This is a genomic window from Thalassovita gelatinovora (assembly GCF_001458355.1).
GTDB lineage: Bacteria > Pseudomonadota > Alphaproteobacteria > Rhodobacterales > Rhodobacteraceae > Thalassobius > Thalassobius gelatinovorus.
In genome coordinates this window covers 118,925-137,826 of sequence record NZ_CYSA01000019.1, presented here as the reverse complement: position 1 = coordinate 137,826, position 18,902 = coordinate 118,925, and the positions used below count along the sequence as shown (strand labels likewise).

At 58.9% G+C, this 18,902-nt stretch carries 16 protein-coding genes; 4 read left to right on the top strand and 12 right to left on the bottom strand.

Annotated features, from left to right (window positions below):
• Positions 1-34 precede the first annotated feature (34 nt).
• Both TG4357_RS10870 and TG4357_RS10865 read left to right on the top strand, forming a co-directional pair.
• Positions 35-2,050: a M3 family metallopeptidase gene (locus TG4357_RS10870; protein WP_058262919.1), complete on the top strand. Its 2,016-nt coding sequence runs from the start codon at positions 35-37 to the stop codon at positions 2,048-2,050.
• Positions 2,047-3,150, top strand: coding sequence for an NAD(P)/FAD-dependent oxidoreductase (locus tag TG4357_RS10865; RefSeq protein WP_058262918.1), 1,104 nt, complete (start codon positions 2,047-2,049; stop codon positions 3,148-3,150). Before TG4357_RS10870 ends, TG4357_RS10865 begins: the two co-directional genes overlap by 4 nt.
• Before the next feature lie 92 nt (positions 3,151-3,242).
• Here the strand turns inward: TG4357_RS10865 and TG4357_RS10860 are convergent, their stop codons facing one another.
• The 5 genes from TG4357_RS10860 to TG4357_RS10840 all read right to left on the bottom strand — a co-directional run bounded on the left by TG4357_RS10860 (position 3,243) and on the right by TG4357_RS10840 (position 9,514).
• The gene (locus tag TG4357_RS10860; RefSeq protein ID WP_058263000.1) at positions 3,243-4,739 is read right to left on the bottom strand and encodes a phosphomannomutase/phosphoglucomutase; all 1,497 of its coding nucleotides are present in this window, start codon (positions 4,737-4,739) and stop codon (positions 3,243-3,245) included.
• Positions 4,740-4,877: 138 nt separating this feature from the next.
• Positions 4,878-6,656, bottom strand: coding sequence for a KpsE/RkpR family capsule polysaccharide export protein (locus TG4357_RS10855; protein ID WP_058262917.1), 1,779 nt, complete (start codon positions 6,654-6,656; stop codon positions 4,878-4,880).
• A complete protein-coding gene (locus TG4357_RS10850) occupies positions 6,634-7,293 on the bottom strand; it encodes an ABC transporter ATP-binding protein (protein WP_058262916.1) in 660 nt (219 codons plus the stop codon). The genes TG4357_RS10855 and TG4357_RS10850 overlap by 23 nt, the downstream gene beginning before the upstream one ends.
• Before the next feature lie 191 nt (positions 7,294-7,484).
• A complete protein-coding gene (locus tag TG4357_RS10845) occupies positions 7,485-8,732 on the bottom strand; it encodes a Na+/H+ antiporter NhaA (protein WP_058262915.1) in 1,248 nt (415 codons plus the stop codon).
• Positions 8,733-8,902: 170 nt separating this feature from the next.
• Positions 8,903-9,514 carry a uracil-DNA glycosylase family protein gene (locus TG4357_RS10840; RefSeq protein ID WP_058262914.1) on the bottom strand — a complete coding sequence of 204 codons (612 nt, stop codon included), beginning with the start codon at positions 9,512-9,514 and terminating at the stop codon, positions 8,903-8,905.
• Positions 9,515-9,609: 95 nt separating this feature from the next.
• Here TG4357_RS10840 and TG4357_RS10835 point away from each other — a divergent pair, with 95 nt between their 5' ends.
• On the top strand, positions 9,610-10,401 hold the full coding sequence (locus TG4357_RS10835) for an SseB family protein (RefSeq protein WP_058262913.1): 792 nt from the start codon (positions 9,610-9,612) through the stop codon (positions 10,399-10,401).
• 41 nt (positions 10,402-10,442) lie between these two features.
• Here TG4357_RS10835 and TG4357_RS10830 read toward each other — a convergent pair whose 3' ends face one another.
• The 6 genes from TG4357_RS10830 to TG4357_RS10805 are packed head-to-tail and all read right to left on the bottom strand — an operon-like array spanning position 10,443 to position 16,974.
• Positions 10,443-11,375: a 2-hydroxyacid dehydrogenase gene (locus TG4357_RS10830; RefSeq protein WP_058262912.1), complete on the bottom strand. Its 933-nt coding sequence runs from the start codon at positions 11,373-11,375 to the stop codon at positions 10,443-10,445.
• Positions 11,376-11,378: 3 nt separating this feature from the next.
• A complete protein-coding gene (gene rodA, locus TG4357_RS10825) occupies positions 11,379-12,518 on the bottom strand; it encodes a rod shape-determining protein RodA (RefSeq protein WP_058262911.1) in 1,140 nt (379 codons plus the stop codon).
• Entirely contained in the window at positions 12,515-14,458 is a 1,944-nt protein-coding gene (mrdA, locus tag TG4357_RS10820; RefSeq protein WP_058262910.1) for a penicillin-binding protein 2, read from the bottom strand. The genes rodA and mrdA overlap by 4 nt, the downstream gene beginning before the upstream one ends.
• On the bottom strand, positions 14,455-14,994 hold the full coding sequence (locus tag TG4357_RS10815; RefSeq protein ID WP_058262909.1) for a hypothetical protein: 540 nt from the start codon (positions 14,992-14,994) through the stop codon (positions 14,455-14,457). Before TG4357_RS10815 ends, mrdA begins: the two co-directional genes overlap by 4 nt.
• Positions 14,987-15,895: a rod shape-determining protein MreC gene (gene mreC, locus TG4357_RS10810; RefSeq protein WP_058262908.1), complete on the bottom strand. Its 909-nt coding sequence runs from the start codon at positions 15,893-15,895 to the stop codon at positions 14,987-14,989. Before mreC ends, TG4357_RS10815 begins: the two co-directional genes overlap by 8 nt.
• A gap of 32 nt (positions 15,896-15,927) precedes the next feature.
• Positions 15,928-16,974 carry a rod shape-determining protein gene (locus TG4357_RS10805; protein WP_058262907.1) on the bottom strand — a complete coding sequence of 349 codons (1,047 nt, stop codon included), beginning with the start codon at positions 16,972-16,974 and terminating at the stop codon, positions 15,928-15,930.
• Between the two features lie 212 nt (positions 16,975-17,186).
• Between TG4357_RS10805 and TG4357_RS10800 the strand changes: the two genes are divergently transcribed.
• Positions 17,187-17,972, top strand: a complete 786-nt coding sequence (locus TG4357_RS10800) for a 23S rRNA (adenine(2030)-N(6))-methyltransferase RlmJ (protein WP_058262999.1) — start codon at positions 17,187-17,189, stop codon at positions 17,970-17,972.
• A 14-nt stretch (positions 17,973-17,986) separates the two neighbouring features.
• Here the strand turns inward: TG4357_RS10800 and TG4357_RS10795 are convergent, their stop codons facing one another.
• On the bottom strand, positions 17,987-18,805 hold the full coding sequence (locus TG4357_RS10795) for a zinc-ribbon domain-containing protein (protein ID WP_058262906.1): 819 nt from the start codon (positions 18,803-18,805) through the stop codon (positions 17,987-17,989).
• Between the last annotated feature and the right edge of the window lie 97 nt (positions 18,806-18,902).

The following is an 18,902-nucleotide window of genomic DNA, read 5'->3' as shown; positions in this document are numbered from 1 at the left end:
CAGGCCTACCTTGCCGTGCAAAGGAGACCTGTTCATGACCAACCCGCTTCTGTCCCATTGGGACACACCGTTTGAAATCGCCCCGTTCGATCGGATCGAAGATGCCGATTTTGCCCCCGCTTTCGACATCGCGCTTGCCGAACACAATGCCGAAATTGCCGCGATTTCAGGCAATCCCGAAGCTCCGACTTTCGCCAACACGATTGAAGCGCTGGAAGCTGCAGGCGAGGGGATGCACAAGGTTCTGTCAGTTTTTTACACAGTGGCCGGGGCCGACAGCAATCCTGTGCGCGAAGGTTTGCAACGCGACTTTTCACCAAAGCTTGCCGCCCATTACGCGGCGATTTCATCGAATAAACCCCTGTTTCAGCGGGTGGAGGATCTGTGGCAGCGCAAAGATGATCTGGGGCTGAACGCGGAACAGGAACGGGTTCTAATGTTGACCCGTCGCGGCTTTGTACGTGCGGGCGCCGCATTGGAAGGCGCCGCGGATGCACGGATGGCCGCGATCAAGGGACGTCTGGCGACTTTGGGCACCGAATTCACCCAAAACCTGCTGGCCGATGAACGTGAATGGTTCATGGAAGTGGCCGAGGACGATCTTGAAGGTTTGCCCGATTTTGTCACGGGAGCAATGCGCGCCGCAGGCAAGGAAAAAGGTGTCGATGGTCCCATCGTCACCACCTCGCGGTCGATCATCACACCGTTTTTGCAATTTTCACCGCGCCGTAATTTGCGCGAACAGGCCTATCGTGCCTTCGTGTCGCGGGGGGCGAATGGCGGACAACATGACAACCGTGCCATCGCCGCCGAAATCCTGAAGCTGCGCGAAGAACGTGCGCAGTTGCTGGGCTATGACAATTTCGCCGCCTACAAGCTGGAAACCGAAATGGCGAAGACACCTGAAAAGGTGGAAGACCTTCTGCTTGCCGTCTGGCAGCCAGCCAAGACGCAGGCGGAAGCGGATGCCAAGGTGCTTGAACAGATGATGCATGACGACGGCATCAATGGCGATCTGGAAGCGTGGGATTGGCATTATTACGCTGCCCGACGTCGCAAGGCGGAACACGATCTGGATGAAGCGGCACTGAAACCCTATCTGCAGCTTGACCGCATGATCGAAGCCGCTTTCGACTGCGCCAACCGGCTGTTCGGGCTGGAGTTCAAACCGCTGGATGCGGCGCTTTACCATCCCGATTGCCGTGCATGGAACGTGACGCGGGGCGGCAAGCACGTCGCCGTTTTCATCGGCGACTATTTCGCGCGCGGATCGAAACGGTCGGGCGCGTGGTGTTCGGCGATGCGGGCGCAGGCGAAGTTTCCCAAAGACCAGACTCCAGTCGTGATCAATGTCTGCAACTTCGCCAAGGCCGATCCGGCGCTTTTGTCCTATGACGATGCGCGTACTCTGTTCCACGAATTCGGCCATGCGCTGCACCAGATGTTGTCGAACGTGACCTATGAAAGCATATCCGGCACATCAGTGGCGCGCGATTTTGTTGAATTGCCGAGCCAGCTTTTTGAACATTGGCTGGAAGTGCCCGAAGTCCTGTCGCAATTCGCCACTCATGCCGAAACCGGGGAACCGATGCCGCAGGAGATGTTGGATAAGGTGTTGGGCGCTGCGAATTTCGACCAAGGGTTCCAGACGGTAGAGTATGTTGCCTCGGCCCTTGTCGATCTGGCTTTTCACAAAGGGGCAGCACCTGCCGACCCGATGGCGATGCAGGCTGACATTCTGGACCGGCTGGGCATGCCGAAACAGATCGCGATGCGCCATGCCACGCCGCAATTCGCCCATGTGTTTTCCGGTGACGGCTACAGTTCGGGTTATTACAGCTATATGTGGTCGGAAGTGATGGATGCCGACGCGTTCGCGGCCTTCGAGGAGGTGGGAAACCCGTTCGACCCAGAAATGGCACGGGCGTTGGAAGCCAATATCCTGTCCACCGGCGGATCGCAGGAGGCGGAAGCGCTTTATACCGCCTTCCGAGGCCGGATGCCGGGGGTTGAAGCGCTGCTCAAAGGGCGCGGGTTGGCAGCAGTATGACCGGCGCTGATGTCATCGTTATCGGCGGAGGTATCGCCGGGGTCAGCGCTGCCGCACGGTTGGCAGATCACATGTCGGTTCTGCTTCTCGAAGCGGAACCGCGCACGGGGTATCACGCCACCGGGCGGTCGGCGGCGATATTCATCCGCAATTACGGCAATGCGGCTTTGCGTGCGCTGAACGCGGCCTCGGCACCGTTCATGGAAGCCCCGGACGGGGTGGCGGACAGTTCCCTGCTGTCGCCACGCGGCGAATTGCTGTTGGCGCAAGATGACGAATTGGATCAGCTAGATGCCTATGTCGCGGACGCGACCGGGATGGAAATGCTGAGTCCGGCGCAAGCGGTGGAATTAGTGCCGATCCTGCGGCCGGATTGCATCGCCCGGGCAGCGATCGAATGGGATGCGCAGGATATCGACGTGGATCGCATGTTGGCGGGCTTTGCGCGGCTGCTGACGGCGCGCGGTGGCCGGATCGTGACTGGGGCGATGGTGACGGCGTTACGGCGCGGGGGTGATGGCTGGCAAGTCAGCGCGGGCGGCACTGAATATACCGCGCCCATCGTGGTGAATGCCGCCGGGGCATGGGCTGGTGCGGTTGCAGACATGGCTGGGGCGTTGCCGATCGCGGTGCAACCGATGCGCCGCTCGGCGGCGATCCTGCCCGCACCGGAAGGCCGAGATGTGCGTCGCTGGCCGCTTTTCGGCAGTATTTCCGAACAGTGGTATGCCAAACCAGAAGCCGGCAAGTTGATGGTCAGTCCGGCGGATGAAGACCCGATCGAACCACAAGACGCCTGGGCCGACGATATGGTGCTGGCCGAAGGTTTGCACCGGTTCGAACAAGCGGTGACCGTGCCCGTTACCCGGGTCGAACACAGCTGGGCCGGACTGCGCAGCTTTGCGCCCGACCGGACCCCGCTGGTCGGTTTCGATCCACAGGTCGAAGGGTTTTTCTGGCTGGCCGGGCAGGGCGGCTATGGGGTGCAGACGGCCCCGGCGTTGTCGCGGCTGACTGCCGCGTTGATTGCAGGGGATCACCCGGATGTTGCACCGGAAGTAATCGCGGCTCTCGATCCCAAGCGGTTCTTGACAGCCTAGAGGAAGGAGGGGGCGCTGCCCCCTCTGCGCGCGCCGCGCGCATTCACCCCCGGAGTAATTTTACCAAGAAGAAGCTGAAGGGCTGTACGGTGTCAGATCGTTTGATCGTAGTCACCGACCAGAGGTTCGGTCCGTATCACCGCATCGATTTCTGCGAAGATGGCGCGCATTTCTGCTTCGCTTTCACTGGATTCGATGACCACCACCAGGTTCGGGGTGTTCGATGACGCCCGCACCAGCCCCCAGGAACCGTTTTCAAGGATTACCCGGGCACCGTTTACCGTCACCACTTCCTTGATTGCCTTGCCCGCGAAAGTATCTCCAGCCGCCGCCTTGGCGACCAGTTTTTCCACCAGCCGGTCCAGCACGGCATATTTTTCCGTATCGGCACAATAGGGCGACATGGTCGGTGTTGACCACGTTTTCGGCAGCGCCTTGCGCAGATCGGACATTTTCATATCCGGGTTGCGGTCCATCAGTTTGCAGATTTCCACAGCCACCCGCATGCCATCATCATAGCCGCGCCCGATATCACCGGCGAGGAAATAGTGACCGGATTTTTCGAACCCCGCCAACGCGCCAAGGGCATGAACCCGGCGTTTCATGTGGCTGTGGCCGGTTTTCCAGTAATCGGCCTTGATGTCATATTTCTGCAATTCAGGATCGGAGGCGAACAGTCCGGTCGATTTCACATCCGCGACGAAGGTCGATCCTGGGTAAAGCTTGGCCAGATCACGGGCCATGATCACCCCGAATTTATCGGCGAAAATTTCTTCGCCTTCGTCATCGACCACGCCGCAACGATCGCCGTCGCCATCAAAGCCAAGGGCAAAATCTGCCCCGCTGGCTTTGACGCTGTTGGACATGTCGTGCAGCATTTCCATCGCTTCGGGATTGGGGTTGTAATGCGGGAAGGTGTAATCGAGCCGATTGTGGCTTGGCACGACTTCAACGCCAAGCCGTTCGAACAGCAGAGGACCAAAGGCCGAGGCGGTGCCGTTACCAGTGGCGCAGACGACCTTGAGCTTGCGGGACATTTTGAAATCACCCACCAGATCGTCCATATAGGCATCGAACACGCCATCGACGATTTCATAGCTGCCGCCGGGGGCTGTCACGCCTTTGCCTTCCAGAACGATGTCTTTCAATTCGGACATTTCATCAGGGCCGTGGGTCAACGGGCGTTGGAACCCCATCTTGACCCCGGTCCAGCCATTGGGGTTATGCGACGCGGTCACCATCGCCACGGCGGGTGCGTCGAGGTGGAATTGGCTGAAATAGGCCATCGGCGTGATGCACGGGCCGATATCCTTGACCTGAATGCCGGCTTGCATCAGTCCGATCACCAGCGCCTGTTTGATCGTCACAGAATAATCGCGGTAATCGTTGCCGACAGCGATCACCGGGTCGAGCCCGTGTTTGCGCATCTGGGTGCCGATCCCAAGACCAAGCGCAGTCATCCCAGGCAGATTGATTTCGTCGGGATATTTCCACCGCGCATCGTATTCGCGAAAACCGGTTGGTTTGATCATCGGATCTTTGAGGAATTCCCAAGTATTTGGGGTGACGTCGAAATTGGGCTTGGTCACTGTAAGGCTCGCTTCGAGATTGAAATTACTGCTGACTTGTATGCCCAGCATATGGCGGGAATACAACAAAACGGGTTGATTTTTTCGGTAATCGAAAAGGGGCTGCTTGCGGATGACGCAAACAGCCCCGGATACAGATCAGGTGGAAACCTGTTCGCGCAGGATCGATGCAGTGAGCGACAGCATCAGATAAGCCCCGGACAATACCAGAAAGGCCAAGATCGTGTTTTCGAAGGCGCGAGGATAGGCGGCGGCGTCTGGTGCCACGGGGCGCACCGAGGTGGTCAGGTAGCGCACCTGACGGTTGGCTTCCATGGCGGTCTGCTTTTCATTCTGCAGCGCCGATTGCAAGAAGAGATCAGCGGTGGCCAGATCGGCCTGCGCCATCTGGATCTGTGCCGCCTTGGCGGCCAGCGAGGTGTCGCCGTCCTTGGCTTGGTTCAGGCGTGCTTTTTGCCGGTTCAGTTCTTCCCGCAGCAGGCGGGTTTCGGTTTCCAGCGCTTGCACTTTCGATTTGTTGGGCCGTGGGTTGTTCAACTGCGTTTGCAGTTGCAAATCTTTATCCTGAAGCTGCATTTCCACATTGTTGACCAGCGCCCGGATGCTTGCCATTTCGCCTTCGGGATCAAGCAGGGTGCCTTCTTGCAGCAAAACAAGCTTCTGCTGCGCCTCGCGGCGTTCCTTGCTGGCTTCTTCCAAGGTGGTGCGGGCTTCGCGCATCTGGTCTTCGCGCTTGCGCCGCGACAGGTCGTCAACCCGTTTTTCGGCATAGGAAATCAGATGTTCGGAAAACGCGGCGCTGACCTGCGGATCGGTGGCGATCACTTCCATCTTGATCACCCCTTCGGTTGGGTCATAGCCGATTTTCACATAGCGTTTGAAAAGCTTGTAGGCTGTTTCGTCGGTCGCATCAGGTGGCAGCCGCTTGATCGGATCGATGAAGTCCTGACTGAAATGCGCCTTGAACCCCATATCCTTTTCCAGCCGCTGCATCGCGTCGCGCGACATCAGATAGCTTTGTACCGCGATCGCATCCTGGTTGGTGGCGAATTGGGTGCCGGATAACAGACCACCCAAGGCCGACCCGCCGGTGGCGTCGGCTTCGAGGATCAGGAATTCTGCTTTGGTCGCATAAAGCGGCGAGGCGACGAAATAGAAATACCAGCCGACAAGGATCGTTGGCAAAAAGATGAAAAAGGACAACCGTGTCAGCAGCAAAGTCAGTTTGCGACGGCGACGGCGTGCAATATCTCGCTGAATTTGCATGATTTCGGCGCTGCGGCGGTCGGCGGGACTGAATTCGGTCGAAGGCAAATTCTTGTCGGGCGACGGCACGGTTTGTGGCAATTGTTGCGGCGCTGTTTTCGCCGGTAGCTGGTCCGTTGCATCGGGTTGATCATCCCGAGGCACGACAAGTTCCAGCATGGTCGACCGTTCGAACGGATCGATCCCGTTGGCGCGCAGCAGGCGGACGGCGTCGAAATCCGACGTCGGTGCCAGTCCGTGTTTTTGCGCCACCCGGCGCGCCATGCGCAATTGACGCCCAGTCAGGCCTTCTTTGCGGATTGCATCGATTTCCTGATCCACCTGAGTTTCGGAAGCAGACGACACCATGCCCTGCATTGCGGGGTCTTGAGTTTGTTTCTGGTCCGGGATCTGGGGCCCGCGTTCCACCTGCAATTTACGAACCTGCGGCCTAGGCTGTGCGGTGCCATTTCCGGCGGCAGAAGCGGCTTCGGATCGGGTGCGCACATCGGAAATGTAAGTGCGCGTCGGCTGACCGGGGGCGGCGGTTTTAGGGGCCAGAGCCTGATCGGGGACATCCTGCATCGCATCGGTTTGCGGCTGTGCGGCCGCGCCACCGGTCGGCATGGTGCGGCGAATGCGGAATTTCTTAGCCTTGGGTTTCATAGTCATAGAGCTGTTTCGCTTCTTCCAAGGTGTCAAACATATGCAGCTGGCCATTCATCAGAACAGCCGCTGAACGGGCAAATTTTTCCAACGTCGCGGGCTGGTGCGAGACGATGATCACAGTCGTGGTACGCAGGCGTTCGCGCAGGATGTCGCCGGCTTTCTTGTTGAATTCGACATCGGTCGATCCGGGCATACCTTCGTCGATCAGATAAATATCGAACTCCAGCGCTAACAGCAATGCAAAGGAAAACCGCGCCTTCATCCCCGAGGAATAGGTGCCCAAGGGCTGTTCGAAATATTCCCCCAAGCCGCAAAGCCAGCGGCAGAAAGCTTCTACATAATCGGGGTCCAATCCGTAAAGGCGGGCGATATAGCGGCTGTTTTCCACCGCCGAATGCTTGTTGACCACGCCGCCCATGAATCCCAGCGGGAAAGACACCCGGCTACTGCGGCGGATCACACCTTCGTCCGGTTTTTCTAACCCTGCCATCATATTGACAAGGGTCGTTTTGCCAGTGCCGTTGGGGGCCAGAATGCCAAGTGATTGTCCCAATTCCACGCGGAAGGACACGCGGTCAAGGATCACCTTGCGCTGTGTTCCGGTCCAAAAGGACTTGCTGACATTCTCAAATTCGAGCATCGCGGGCTTGGTTCCTCCTCGTGGTCCCCAGTTTAGCGATCTGATCTTAAAGGTTCCTTTGCCGCTTCGTTAACGACCAGATTGGTACTTAAGTATAGATATGCCATGCAGTAGAGGGCAAAATTAAGGCTAAATATAGAAAAACCGGCACCTTTCGGAGCCGGTTTCTTTGATTTGAGGTCGATGTCGGGTCAGAATTCTTGCTTAACAACTCGGAAAAACTTGCCGACAATCAATGATAGTCCGGCTGCGCTGAAGCTGAACAGTGCCCCCATTTTTGCAGCGTCCTGAACCGGACCGCCGGGGAAGGCGACCGAAGCCACGAACAACGATACCGTAAAGCCGATCGCCGCGACACAGCCGATCACCAGCAAATCGATGGTACGCATGCCCTGCGGCAGGCCGAGACGCAAAACATGTGCGCCAACGACACCGAAGATCAAAATCCCCACCGGCTTGCCAACCAAAAGGCCGAACAGCACCAGCCAAGTCGGTTCGGAAATCGCTGAAAATTCCACACCGGCATTCAGCAATCCGAAGAAGAACAAGATAATTTCAACAGGGTGTTTCAGCAAATGTTCGATCTGATTTAGCAGATCCGATAAATATTGTTCGGCTTCGCTGAATATACCAAAGGCGCGATCGGCATGCGGGATCGTGGGCACGATCGGCAGCAGGCCCAAAGCGGGGTGAATGCCCGCTTCTTGAAATCCGAACCAGCTGACGCAACCCGCGATCAGATACGGCCAGAATTTCAGCTTCTGCCGCACCCAAGTTGAAACCGGGCGGGCCTGATTGCCACGATCCATATACCGCGGCAGCCAGTTTGCCAGAGCAAATACCGCAATTGCTGCGCCGAGTGACAAGAACAACCATTCGGGGGCCAGTTCCGACGATGGATAGAATACTGCCAGAATGATCAGTCCGGCAGCGTCATCGGCGATCGCCAGCAGCAGCAGGAAACGCACCGCCGGATGCCCCGCGCCAAAGACCATTCTGCCAACCAGATAAGAAAATGCGATATCGGTGGCCGTCGGGATCGCCCAACCGTTTTGAACGTCGCCATAAGTGTCGGGCCAGATGAAATACGCCATGCCGAGATAGACCGCGATTGGCCCCAACATGCCGCCCACGGTGGCGAAAAGGGGTGTTGCCGCCTTTTTCCCACGCAGCGATCCGTTTTTCAGGATGATGGCTTCCCACACTTCTTTTGCGGCAATGGCAAAGAAGAACGCCATCAGCACATCATTGATCAGGTAATGCAAAGTCAGGGTGCGGCTTCCGTCATGCATTTGGCCGATCGGTGCGTGTTCCCAGATCGCAAAATCGACGATTTGGTGATAGCTATGTGCGTCCAGATTTGCCCAAATCAGGGCCGTCACCGCACCGAAAATCAACAGCAGTGAATAGTTGGTTAAGAAGTTCCAGACGCGATACATGTAATCTCCAACCTCTAGCCCTTGGAATTTCCGCGACAGTTAGGCGAAATGGCCTAGGTCGGCAAGGTTTTGAGCCGTAAATTTGACTAATAGCGGCGTCTAGGTCACGAATCTTTGACCGCAGGATGACGTCGACCCGTGGCGTTCCCGCGATTTGACTGGGGCAGAGCTTAAGAACTGTGTTGCTGGTTGGATTGGGTCTGATCCATCACGGACCGTATCGTCGCTTTGAGTTCCGGCAAAAGGTCGGCTTCGAACCAAGGATTGCGCCGCAGCCAGCCAGTATTGCGCCAAGATGGATGCGGCAGCACGAAAACTCCGGGCGCATGGCGTTGCCAGTTTTGCACCGTTTCTGTCAGCGGGCCTTTTTCCCCCAGATGGTTGCGATGGGCATAGGCCCCGACCAATATCTTGAGTTGCAGCGCAGGCAGTTCCTCCATCACCTTGTCTTGCCATGTTCCGGCACAGATCGGCGGTGGTGGTAAATCGGCGCGTTTGGCGTTGTAGCCGGGAAAGCAGAAAGCTGCCGGTACACAGGCGACAAGATTCAGATCGTAGAATTCTTCTTGGCTAAGTCCCAGCCAATCCCGCAACCGGTCGCCGGATCGGTCGAAGAACGGCTTGCCTGCCTCATGCACCCGCAGCCCCGGGGCCTGACCGGCGATCAATATCCGGGCCGAGGGCCGGAACCACGGCACCGGGCGCGGCGTATGCCTCGTCGCGGTTGCGGCGAAACGGTCGGCGCAGATCCGGCAGGCGGCGATGTCTTTGGCCAGACTCATATGTCATTCCTCGTCCTGTGACCATTCGCGGGGCGGATTAGGCTTGCTCAAAGATGGAGGGCGAAGTACCGCAGGGCAAGCCGAAAGGATGACCGATGACCGACCTGACTGCACTGGACAATGCCCATGCCGCAATGACGGCAGATGACACGAACGACGCGGCGAGGCTGCGGTTTTATGAACGTCTGGCCGATAGCGAGCTGTTTTTGTTGCTGAGCGAAGAACCCGCAGATGAAAATGTGACGCCCGAACTGTTCGATCTGTCCGATCATCGTTTCGTTCTGGTGTTCGACCGTGAAGACCGGCTGACGCAATTCACCGGCGCCCCTGCACCCTATGCCGCTCTGTCGGGGCGGGTGATTGCCGGGCTGCTGGCAGGGCAGGACATCGGACTGGGTGTTAATCTGGATGTGGCGCCTTCGGCGATCCTGATCCCGCCCGAGGCGGTCAACTGGTTGGCCGAAACGCTTGGTCACGCACCCGAACAGGCCGAGGCGCGGATCGAAGAAATCGGGCGTCCGACCGGGTTGCCCGAGGTGCTGCTTCAGGGGCTGGATGCCAAGCTCGCCACTGCGGCAGGGTTGGCGCATTCGGCCTATCTGGCGACGGCGGTTTACGAAGGCGGTGGCCGCAATCACCTGCTGGCCTTTGTCGATGCAACGCCCGGGGCCGAAGACGCTTTGGCCAAGGCGGTGTCCGAAGCGCTGACGTTTTCCGGGGTTGAGGCCGGGGCGCTGGATGTCAGTTTCGTGCGTGCCAGCGACCCGCTGGCGGCGAAGCTGGCGCAATGGGGGTTGCGATTCGATCTGCCGCAGCCGGAACAACCGCAGGAAATCGGTCGAAATGCGCCCGGATCAGACCCGGACAAACCCCCCATTTTGCGCTGACCGCTGACGGCCTCTGCCGGAGCGTTTCGCAGCGCGTCCCGTCAATACCCAAGTCCCCGATCCACCAGATGCAAAAACGGCTCGCCTGCCTCTCCGCGCCGGATGTTTTCTGCAATCACTTCCGAAGCCGTTTCGGGCCGCGTTTCTGACGCGATATGCGGTGTCACCGTCACATTCGGATGCGCCCAATAAGCATGTTCGGCCGGCAGCGGTTCAACGCGGAACACATCAAGCGTGGCGCGCGCAATTTTTCCATCATCCAGCGCGTCCAGCAAAGCGTCGTCATCGATCAACTGACCTCGGCCGGGATTGATCACACATGCGCCTTGCGGCATCCAGCTCAGGCTTTCAGCATTCAGCACGTTTTCGGTGGCCGGGGTGAAGGGCAACAGCAGCACCAGAATATCGGCCTGTTCCAGCGTTGCTTTCAGCCCGGCATCGCCAGAATAGCAACTGACGCCGTCAATCTGTTTGGGGCTTCGGCTCCAGCCGCTGACCGGGAAACCTAGTCCGGCCAAAGCTTGCGCACAGGCGCTGCCAAGCGCGCCAAGCCCAAGAACACTCACCCGGCGGCTACGCGCCAGCGGCGGCACCCGTGGCAGCCAGTCGCCGTCCTGATGGCGAAGCGTGTAATCGATATCCAGATGATGGCGCAGCACGTGGCCGGTCACCCATTCCGTCATGCCCTGAGTCAGGCCGAAATCGACCATCCGGGCTAATGGCATGTTGAGCGTAGCGTTTCCGGTGACAGTTTCCACCCCCGCCCAAAGGCTCAAAACGGCCTTGGCGCGGGTATAGGGGGTGAAATCCTGCAACGGGCTTGAAGGCGCATAGACGATATAATCCACCTCTTCAGGTGTCAGATCGCGGGACAGGTTGGCAGGAACCCCCGCATCCGTCAGCGCCTTTTCCAACGTGCCCTTATAGACGTCCCAATTGACATCGTTATGGGCGAACAGGACATTGACCGTCATGTGTTACCTCGGTTTGTGAATATGTGCGCTTTGAACCAAACCGAAAGCGGCCAGAAGTACAAGCATTGCCGACCCGCCATAGCTGACCAGCGGCAGCGGCACCCCCACCACCGGTGCCAACCCCATCACCATCGACATATTGACGGCGAAGAACAGGAAGAACGTGACCGCGATGCCCAACGTCAGCAGCGACGAAAACCGATCCTTGTTCGACATCGCCGAAGATATGCAAAAAACGATGATCAACAGGTACAGCGTCAGCAGCGAAAACGCCCCCAGGAACCCGAATTCTTCGGCTAGGGTGGTGAAAATGAAATCGGTGTGCTTTTCTGGCAGGAAATTCAACCGCGACTGGGTGCCCTGCATGAAACCACGCCCGGCCCAGCCGCCGGATCCAAGTGCAATTTTTGACTGGGTGATGTGATACCCCGCCCCCAACGGATCGCTGGACGGATCAAGGAAGGTATCGATCCTGCGATATTGGTAATCCTTCAGCATTTGCCAACCGGTACCCCGGGATTGGAACACGGCCGTGATCAGCCCGACCCCCATGGCGATTACGGCTGCGAAATAGCCCCAATGCACACCTGCAAAAAACATCATCGCCGCACCGGCAAAAACCAGCAGCAAAGAGGTTCCCAGATCGGGCTGTTTCAACACCAATGCGGTGGGCAGCAGGATCAGGAACACCGGGATCATCACCCAAACCGGGCGAGAGACCCGTTTCAGGGGCAACCAATCGTAATAGGCCGCCAGCAGCATCACCAAGGTGATCTTGGACAATTCCGAAGGTTGCAGCCGCATAAAACCCAGATCGATCCAGCGCTGTGCCCCCATGCCAACCGCGCCGAATAGATCGACAAATATCAGCAATAGCAGGGACCCCAGATAGGCGACCCCTGCCATGTTGCGCCAGAACCAGATCGGTACCATGCCGACCATGACCATGACCACCATCCCTAGGGCAAACCGTTTCATCTGTGGTGCGGCCCAAGGCGTGAATGACCCGCCTGCCACCGAATAGAGCATCAGAAACCCGAACCCTGCCACAGCGGTCAGCAACAGCGCCAGCGGCCAGTTTAGATAAAGCAGCTTGCGCAGGCCCGCTGGGACGGTCTTTACGGAATATTCAAGATAGCTCATGCGCGCGACCGGGCGGTGCTGAGCAAGTCGGGCCGTTCCCGGCGCAGCCTTTCCTGCTGCGCTTTGATCCGGGATCGGTCGGCGGCGGGATAGGCTTCGAGCGGCGGATCACCGTCATAGAGCGCCTGCAAGGTAACGTCACGGGCGATCGGCGCGGCAACGGTCGATCCGCCACCGCCGTGTTCAACCACCACCGCCACCGCGTATTTAGGCGACTTGTAGGGGGCAAAGTCGACGAACAGGGCATGGTCGCGCCGTTCCCAGGGCAAGTCCTTGTTGCTGGTTACCCCGCGGGCGCGCTCGGCGGTCGTAATATTGCGCACTTGGCTGGTGCCGGTTTTTCCTGCCATTCGAAACGCATCTTCGATGATACGGCTGCGATAGGCGGTTCCTCGGCGGTTGTTTGACACCGCGAACATCGCCTTGCGCACCTGTTTAAGCAATTCTTCGTCCACCGCCAAGGCTTCGCCACCGCGATGCGGCTGCTCGACGCCATCGATCGTTTTGATCAGCCGCGGTTCGACGGCACGACCGGTGGCCAGCCGGGCGCTCATCACTGCCAGTTGCAGCGGAGAAGCCAGCACATAGCCCTGTCCGATCGAAGCGTTGACCGTGTCACCGATCACCCAATCCTGATCGTAGGTTTCCTTCTTCCACGCTTTGGTCGGAGCGCGGCCCCGGGCGACAGCCGACATTGGAATGTCATACCGCTGACTCAGTCCAAGCTGTTCGGCCATGGCCGAGATATTTTCGATCCCCACCCGCATGGCCAGATCATAATAATAGACGTCACAGCTTTCTCTGAGCGAGGTTTCCAGATCGACATGGCCATGACCGGCCCGTTTCCAGCAATGGAAACGCCGGTTGGAAATCTCGATATGGCCGCGGCAGTACACGGTTTCATCGGGCGTCACCACGCCTGCATCCAGCGCCGCAAGCGCTGTGACCATCTTGAAGGTCGACCCGGGCGGATACAGCCCCTGCACCGTCTTGTTGGCCAGCGGCCGATAGGGGTTTTCGGTCAATCCCTTGTAGTCGGCCACAGATATACCGCGCACGAAAAGGTTCGGGTCGAATGTCGGGGCAGAGGCACAGGCCAGAATGTCGCCGGTATTGCAATCCAACACCACGGCGGCGGCGCTTTCCTGACCTAGTCGGGCCTGAACATAGTTCTGCAACCGGTGATCGAGGGTCAGTTGCAGGTTTGCGCCGGCCTGACCTTCGCGCCGGTCCAGTTCCCGCATCACCCGGCCAACCGCGTTTACTTCGACCCGTTTCGCCCCGGCCTTGCCGCGCAGTTGCTCTTCCAGTTTAGCTTCAAGCCCGACTTTACCGATCTGGAAACGTGGAATGCGCAACAATTGGTCGGGGTCTTCGATCTTGCTGAGGTCGTAATCGGATACCGGCCCGACATAGCCCGTCACATGGGCAAAATCAGGACCCAGTGGATATTGGCGCGACAATCCGACTTCGGGGGTTATCCCGGGCAAGGCGGGCGCATTGACCGCGACCCGGCTGATGGCTTCCCAACTGACCCGGTCGGCAACCGTTACCGGCAAAAACGGTGCGCTGCGTTTCATTTCGGCCAAGGCGCGGTTCAGTTCTTCTTCGTCCAGTTCGACCAGTGCCGATAGTCGGCGGATGACGTCATCCACGTCACCTGCGTCTTCGCGCACGATGGTGATCCGGTAGCTTGGTTCGTTCTTGGCGATGACCATGCCGTGGCGGTCGAACACTTCGCCGCGTGCGGGCGGAATCAGGCGGATATTGATCCGGTTTTCTTCGGCCAGAAGACGGAATTCATCGGCCTGATCGACCTGCATATAGCGCATCCTCAGCGCCAGAAGACCACCAAAGCCGATCTGCGCCCCACCCAACAAAAGGGCACGGCGGGAGACCTTGCGCGCACTGTCGACGCTTTCGCGGGGTGAGCGTCTCATGACCCGTGCCTCAGCGCTTCGGCGTCATTGGCCGCGATGGGGCGCACCCCGAACAAGAAATGCGACAGCGCCGCGATCAAGGGATAGGTCAGTATGGTCATGATCAACTGGATCAGGGTCAACCCGACCGGGGCCTGCGGGATCAACAGGATCGCCAGCACCAGCCGATTGCCAAGCATGACCAGAAGCAGCGCACCGGATACAATCAACCATTCCACAGGAAAAGTCTGGTCGCGCAGGCTGCGCGAACGCCGCTTGAGCGCTTCGCACGCCAGCACGGTCAGCGCCGCCAGCAATCCCGGCGGGCGCTGAAACAGCAGATCGCCCAACAGGAAGACAACCGCGACCAGAATTGCCGGAACGTAGTCGGGGCGGCGCACGGCCCAGACAAAGGTGATCAGGATCAGAAGATCGGGACCGGTCCAGCGCCGCGGCACCGTTTCCAGCGGCAGGAGCTGAAAAAACACAATGGCCAGCGACAGTGCAACAAAGGCAAGCTGCATCGTCCAGCGTCGGGATAGCAGCGCGTTATTCATTGATTGCGTCCTTTGCCGGGTCGGCGGTGGCGAGAGGTACCCCATCCGGGACGATCAATGCACCGGCATCAGTAATCGCTTCGGTTCCCGGATTGCGCAGCACCCGCAAAAATTCCAGCCGTTCGTAATCGGCCGACAGGCGCACCCGCATTCGGCCGCCGGGATCCTGTGCCACCTGTCCGACCAGCAGACCCGCGGGAAATACCCCGCCATCGCCCGATGAAACCACCCGGTCGCCCGGTCGAACCAGATCCGGGTCTTCCAGAAATGTGATCGGCGGCGCGGCAGTATTGTCCCCGGCAATCATCGCGTGTTGATCCGAGGGCTGAATCATCACCGGAATCCGGCTGGACGTATCGGTCAGCAGGATCACCCGCGAGGTATTCTTGCCGACGCCAGAAATCCGTCCGACCAACCCGATTCCGTCCATCGTCGCCCAGCCATCGACGATCCCGTCACGGGCACCTACGTTCAGCAATACCGATTGCCGGAATGGTGATCCGCTATCGGCCAACACCACGCCGGTGACATAGGTCAGGCGCGGATCCAGCCGGACCTTGTTCAGATCCAGCAGGCGCGCGTTTTCCTGTTCCAGCTGCAACGCGGCTTCTTTCCAAGCCTTCATCTGCTGCAATTCGCGGCGTAATTCGCGGTTCTGGTCGACGATGCGTTGATAGGATTGGAAATCGTGGATCAGGTTCACCGTTCCGGTGACTGGTGCCATGGCCCAATCGAAACTGGGCACCACCTTGTCGACCACTTGGGCCCGGAACCGTTCCACCCGCGGGCTGTCGATCCGCCACACCAGAAAAATTCCGATCAGGCAGAGGACGATCACCCCCGTCAGCAACCGCTTCAGGGGCCCCAGATAGTCTTCGCCCTGTGATCTGTCTTTCGCCACGGATACCCCTTTTTCAGCAAAAGGTGGGTCGCTCAGCTGTCGTAGTCAATCGCGTGCCGCAGTTGTTTTTCGTATTCCAGCGCCTTGCCGGTGCCCAGAGCAACGCAATTCAGGCTTTCGTCTGCAATGGAAACCGACAACCCGGTTGATTCCCGCAGTGCCAGATCGAGATCACCGAGCAATGCGCCGCCACCGGTCAGCATCACGCCACGGTCGACAATATCAGCGGCCAGATCCGGAGGGGTCGCTTCCAGCGCAGTCATCACCGCTTCGCAAATCTGCTGCACCGGTTCGGACAGGGCTTCTGCCACTTGGGCCTGGCTGATTTCGGTTTCCTTTGGCACGCCGTTCAACAGGTCGCGCCCGCGGATCTGCATCGACGCGCCGCGCCCATCATCGGGCATCCGGGCGGTGCCGATGGTGGTCTTGATCCGTTCTGCGGTGCTTTCACCGACCAGCAGGTTCTGGTTGCGTCGCAGGTAGTTGATGATCGCTTCGTCCATCCGGTCGCCACCGACGCGAACAGAACGGGCATAGACGATGTCCCCCAAGCTCAGCACCGCGACTTCGGTGGTGCCGCCACCGATATCGACGACCATGTTGCCAGTCGGGTCGGTGATCGGCATACCGGCACCGATCGCGGCCGCAATCGGTTCGGCGATCAGCCCGGCGCGGCGGGCGCCAGCAGACAGAACCGATTGACGGATCGCGCGTTTTTCAACCGGGGTAGCCCCATGCGGAACGCAGACGATGATTTTCGGTTTAGAAAAGGTCGACCGCTTGTGCACCTTGCGGATGAAGTGCTTGATCATTTCCTCGGCGACGTCGAAATCCGCGATCACGCCGTCGCGCATCGGGCGGATCGCTTCGATTGACCCGGGGGTGCGGCCCAGCATCAGCTTGGCGTCTTCGCCCACTGCAAGAACCTTTTTCACGCCATCCTTGACGTGATAGGCCACCACCGATGGTTCGCTCAGGATGACGCCGCGGCCTTTGACATAGACCAGCGTGTTTGCCGTACCCAGGTCGATCGCCATGTCTGACGAAAACAGGCCCGGCAGTTTGTCGAAGAATGCCATGCGGATGGTGCCCTTTGGTGAAAATACCCATTCAGCCTCCGCGACTCTGCGGTCTGGAAGCAGATGCTGTTATAGGGGCAGGTGGCACAATGGAAAAGGGCCGATCCGGTGTAAATCAGCGTCTTTTCGCCCAGCCTGCCCGGAAAGCGGGCAAAGGCCGATTGCCATGGCCTGACCTGACACCGTATCAGCAGATAAAAGAAGGCGCGGACATGCTGTCATATCAACATATTTATCATGCAGGAAACTTGGCGGATGTGCAGAAACATGCACTGCTGGCCCGAATGCTGAGCTATATGACGGTCAAGGACAAACCGTTGAGCTATTTCGAAACTCATGCCGGACGCGGGCTTTATGCACTGGATGCGGCCGAGGCGGTCAAAACCGGCGAAGCGTCGGCAGGTATCGATGCGGTCGAGGCGCTGGGCTGGTTTTCCCAAGATCATCCCTACATGGCCGCGCTGACGCAGGTCCGGGCACAATACGGGGGCCGCAGCTATCCCGGATCGCCTGTACTGGCGGCGCAATTGCTGCGCCCACAGGATCGGATGACGCTGGCCGAACTGCATCCGCGTGAATTCGAAGCGCTGGATCGGACCATGAACGGCACCGGCGCGCGCTGCCTGAAGCAAGACGGGTTCGAGATGCTTCTGGCCGCAACCCCGCCCGAACCGCGTCGTGGTCTGGTGCTGATCGATCCCAGCTACGAGCTGAAAAGCGATTACGACATGCTGCCCGGTTTTGTCGCCAAACTGCACCGTAAATGGAATGTCGGGGTCGTGGCATTGTGGTATCCAATCCTGACCAGCGGGGCGCACCAGCCGATGTTGCAGGCGCTGGAGGCCAAGGATCTGCCCGGCGTTTTACGTCATGAGGTGCAGTTTGGCCCGGCAAGGCCCGGCCATCGGATGATCGGGTCGGGCCTGTACCTGATCAACACGCCGTTCGGCACCAGTGACGAAGCCGACCGGCTGTCGACCCTGTTCGCAGCGCTTTAATGCGGTGCTGATGCTCAGCTGGCGGCTTCGGAACTAAGAGCATCCAGTTTGACCAGCAAAGCTTGGATTTGTGCGTCCAGCACCCCACGTGCCTGATCGATGACGGTGACATAAGATGTCAGAACCGGCTGCAACGCCGGAACTTTGGTGCTGATCGGGACGGAATAAAGATAAACCGTCCAAAACGCCGCTGCCACCGCAATGGCCAGCACGAAGCCACGGCGGAACCCGCTGCGACGCGGTTGCGTTTCGACATCTGTTGGCATGCCGGGGGCGGCGTGGTCATCCGCTTCGGCCGGGCGACGGTCCGAAGCGGCGCGCAGAGAAGAATTGATTTCATCGATATCGGGCAGCAGGTCGCGGCGCGAAGACGGCGCGTCTTCGGCCATGATGTCTGGTTCTGGTTCCTGTTCTTCTTCTGACGCCCCACGCATCCGCGCCATCCGTGCCTGCGCTTCGCGCGATCGGCGGGATGCTTCATCTTCGGGTTCTCTAAGCCCCAGTTCAGGCTGGCTTTCCAATCCTGTGCTGCGTTCGGCTTCGCGCGCCAGGGCTTCGCGCTCTGCTTCGGCCTTCAGCACTTCTGCAATCGACGGATCAAGTTGACGCCGTTGAGGTGATTTGGTTTCTGGGGCGGGTTCCGGTGTCAGTCCGGCTTCTGGCAAAGCCTCTTGTTCCATTTCCAACGCGTCCGGGGATGCGGCGGCGTCATCGGGGTGATGCTGGAACCAGGTTTGACCGCAATTGGAACATTGCACGTCACGACCGGCCTGTGGAACCACGCCATCAGGCACTTCATACTGCGCGCCGCAATTCGGGCAAGTTAACCGCATTTCGCCCCCTTTTTCCCGTTCTACGGGAACCCCTGTCTTCGCCGACTATATGGCGGATCACCGAGTTCGAAAAGCGTAAAGGTAAACAGAGCTTTGC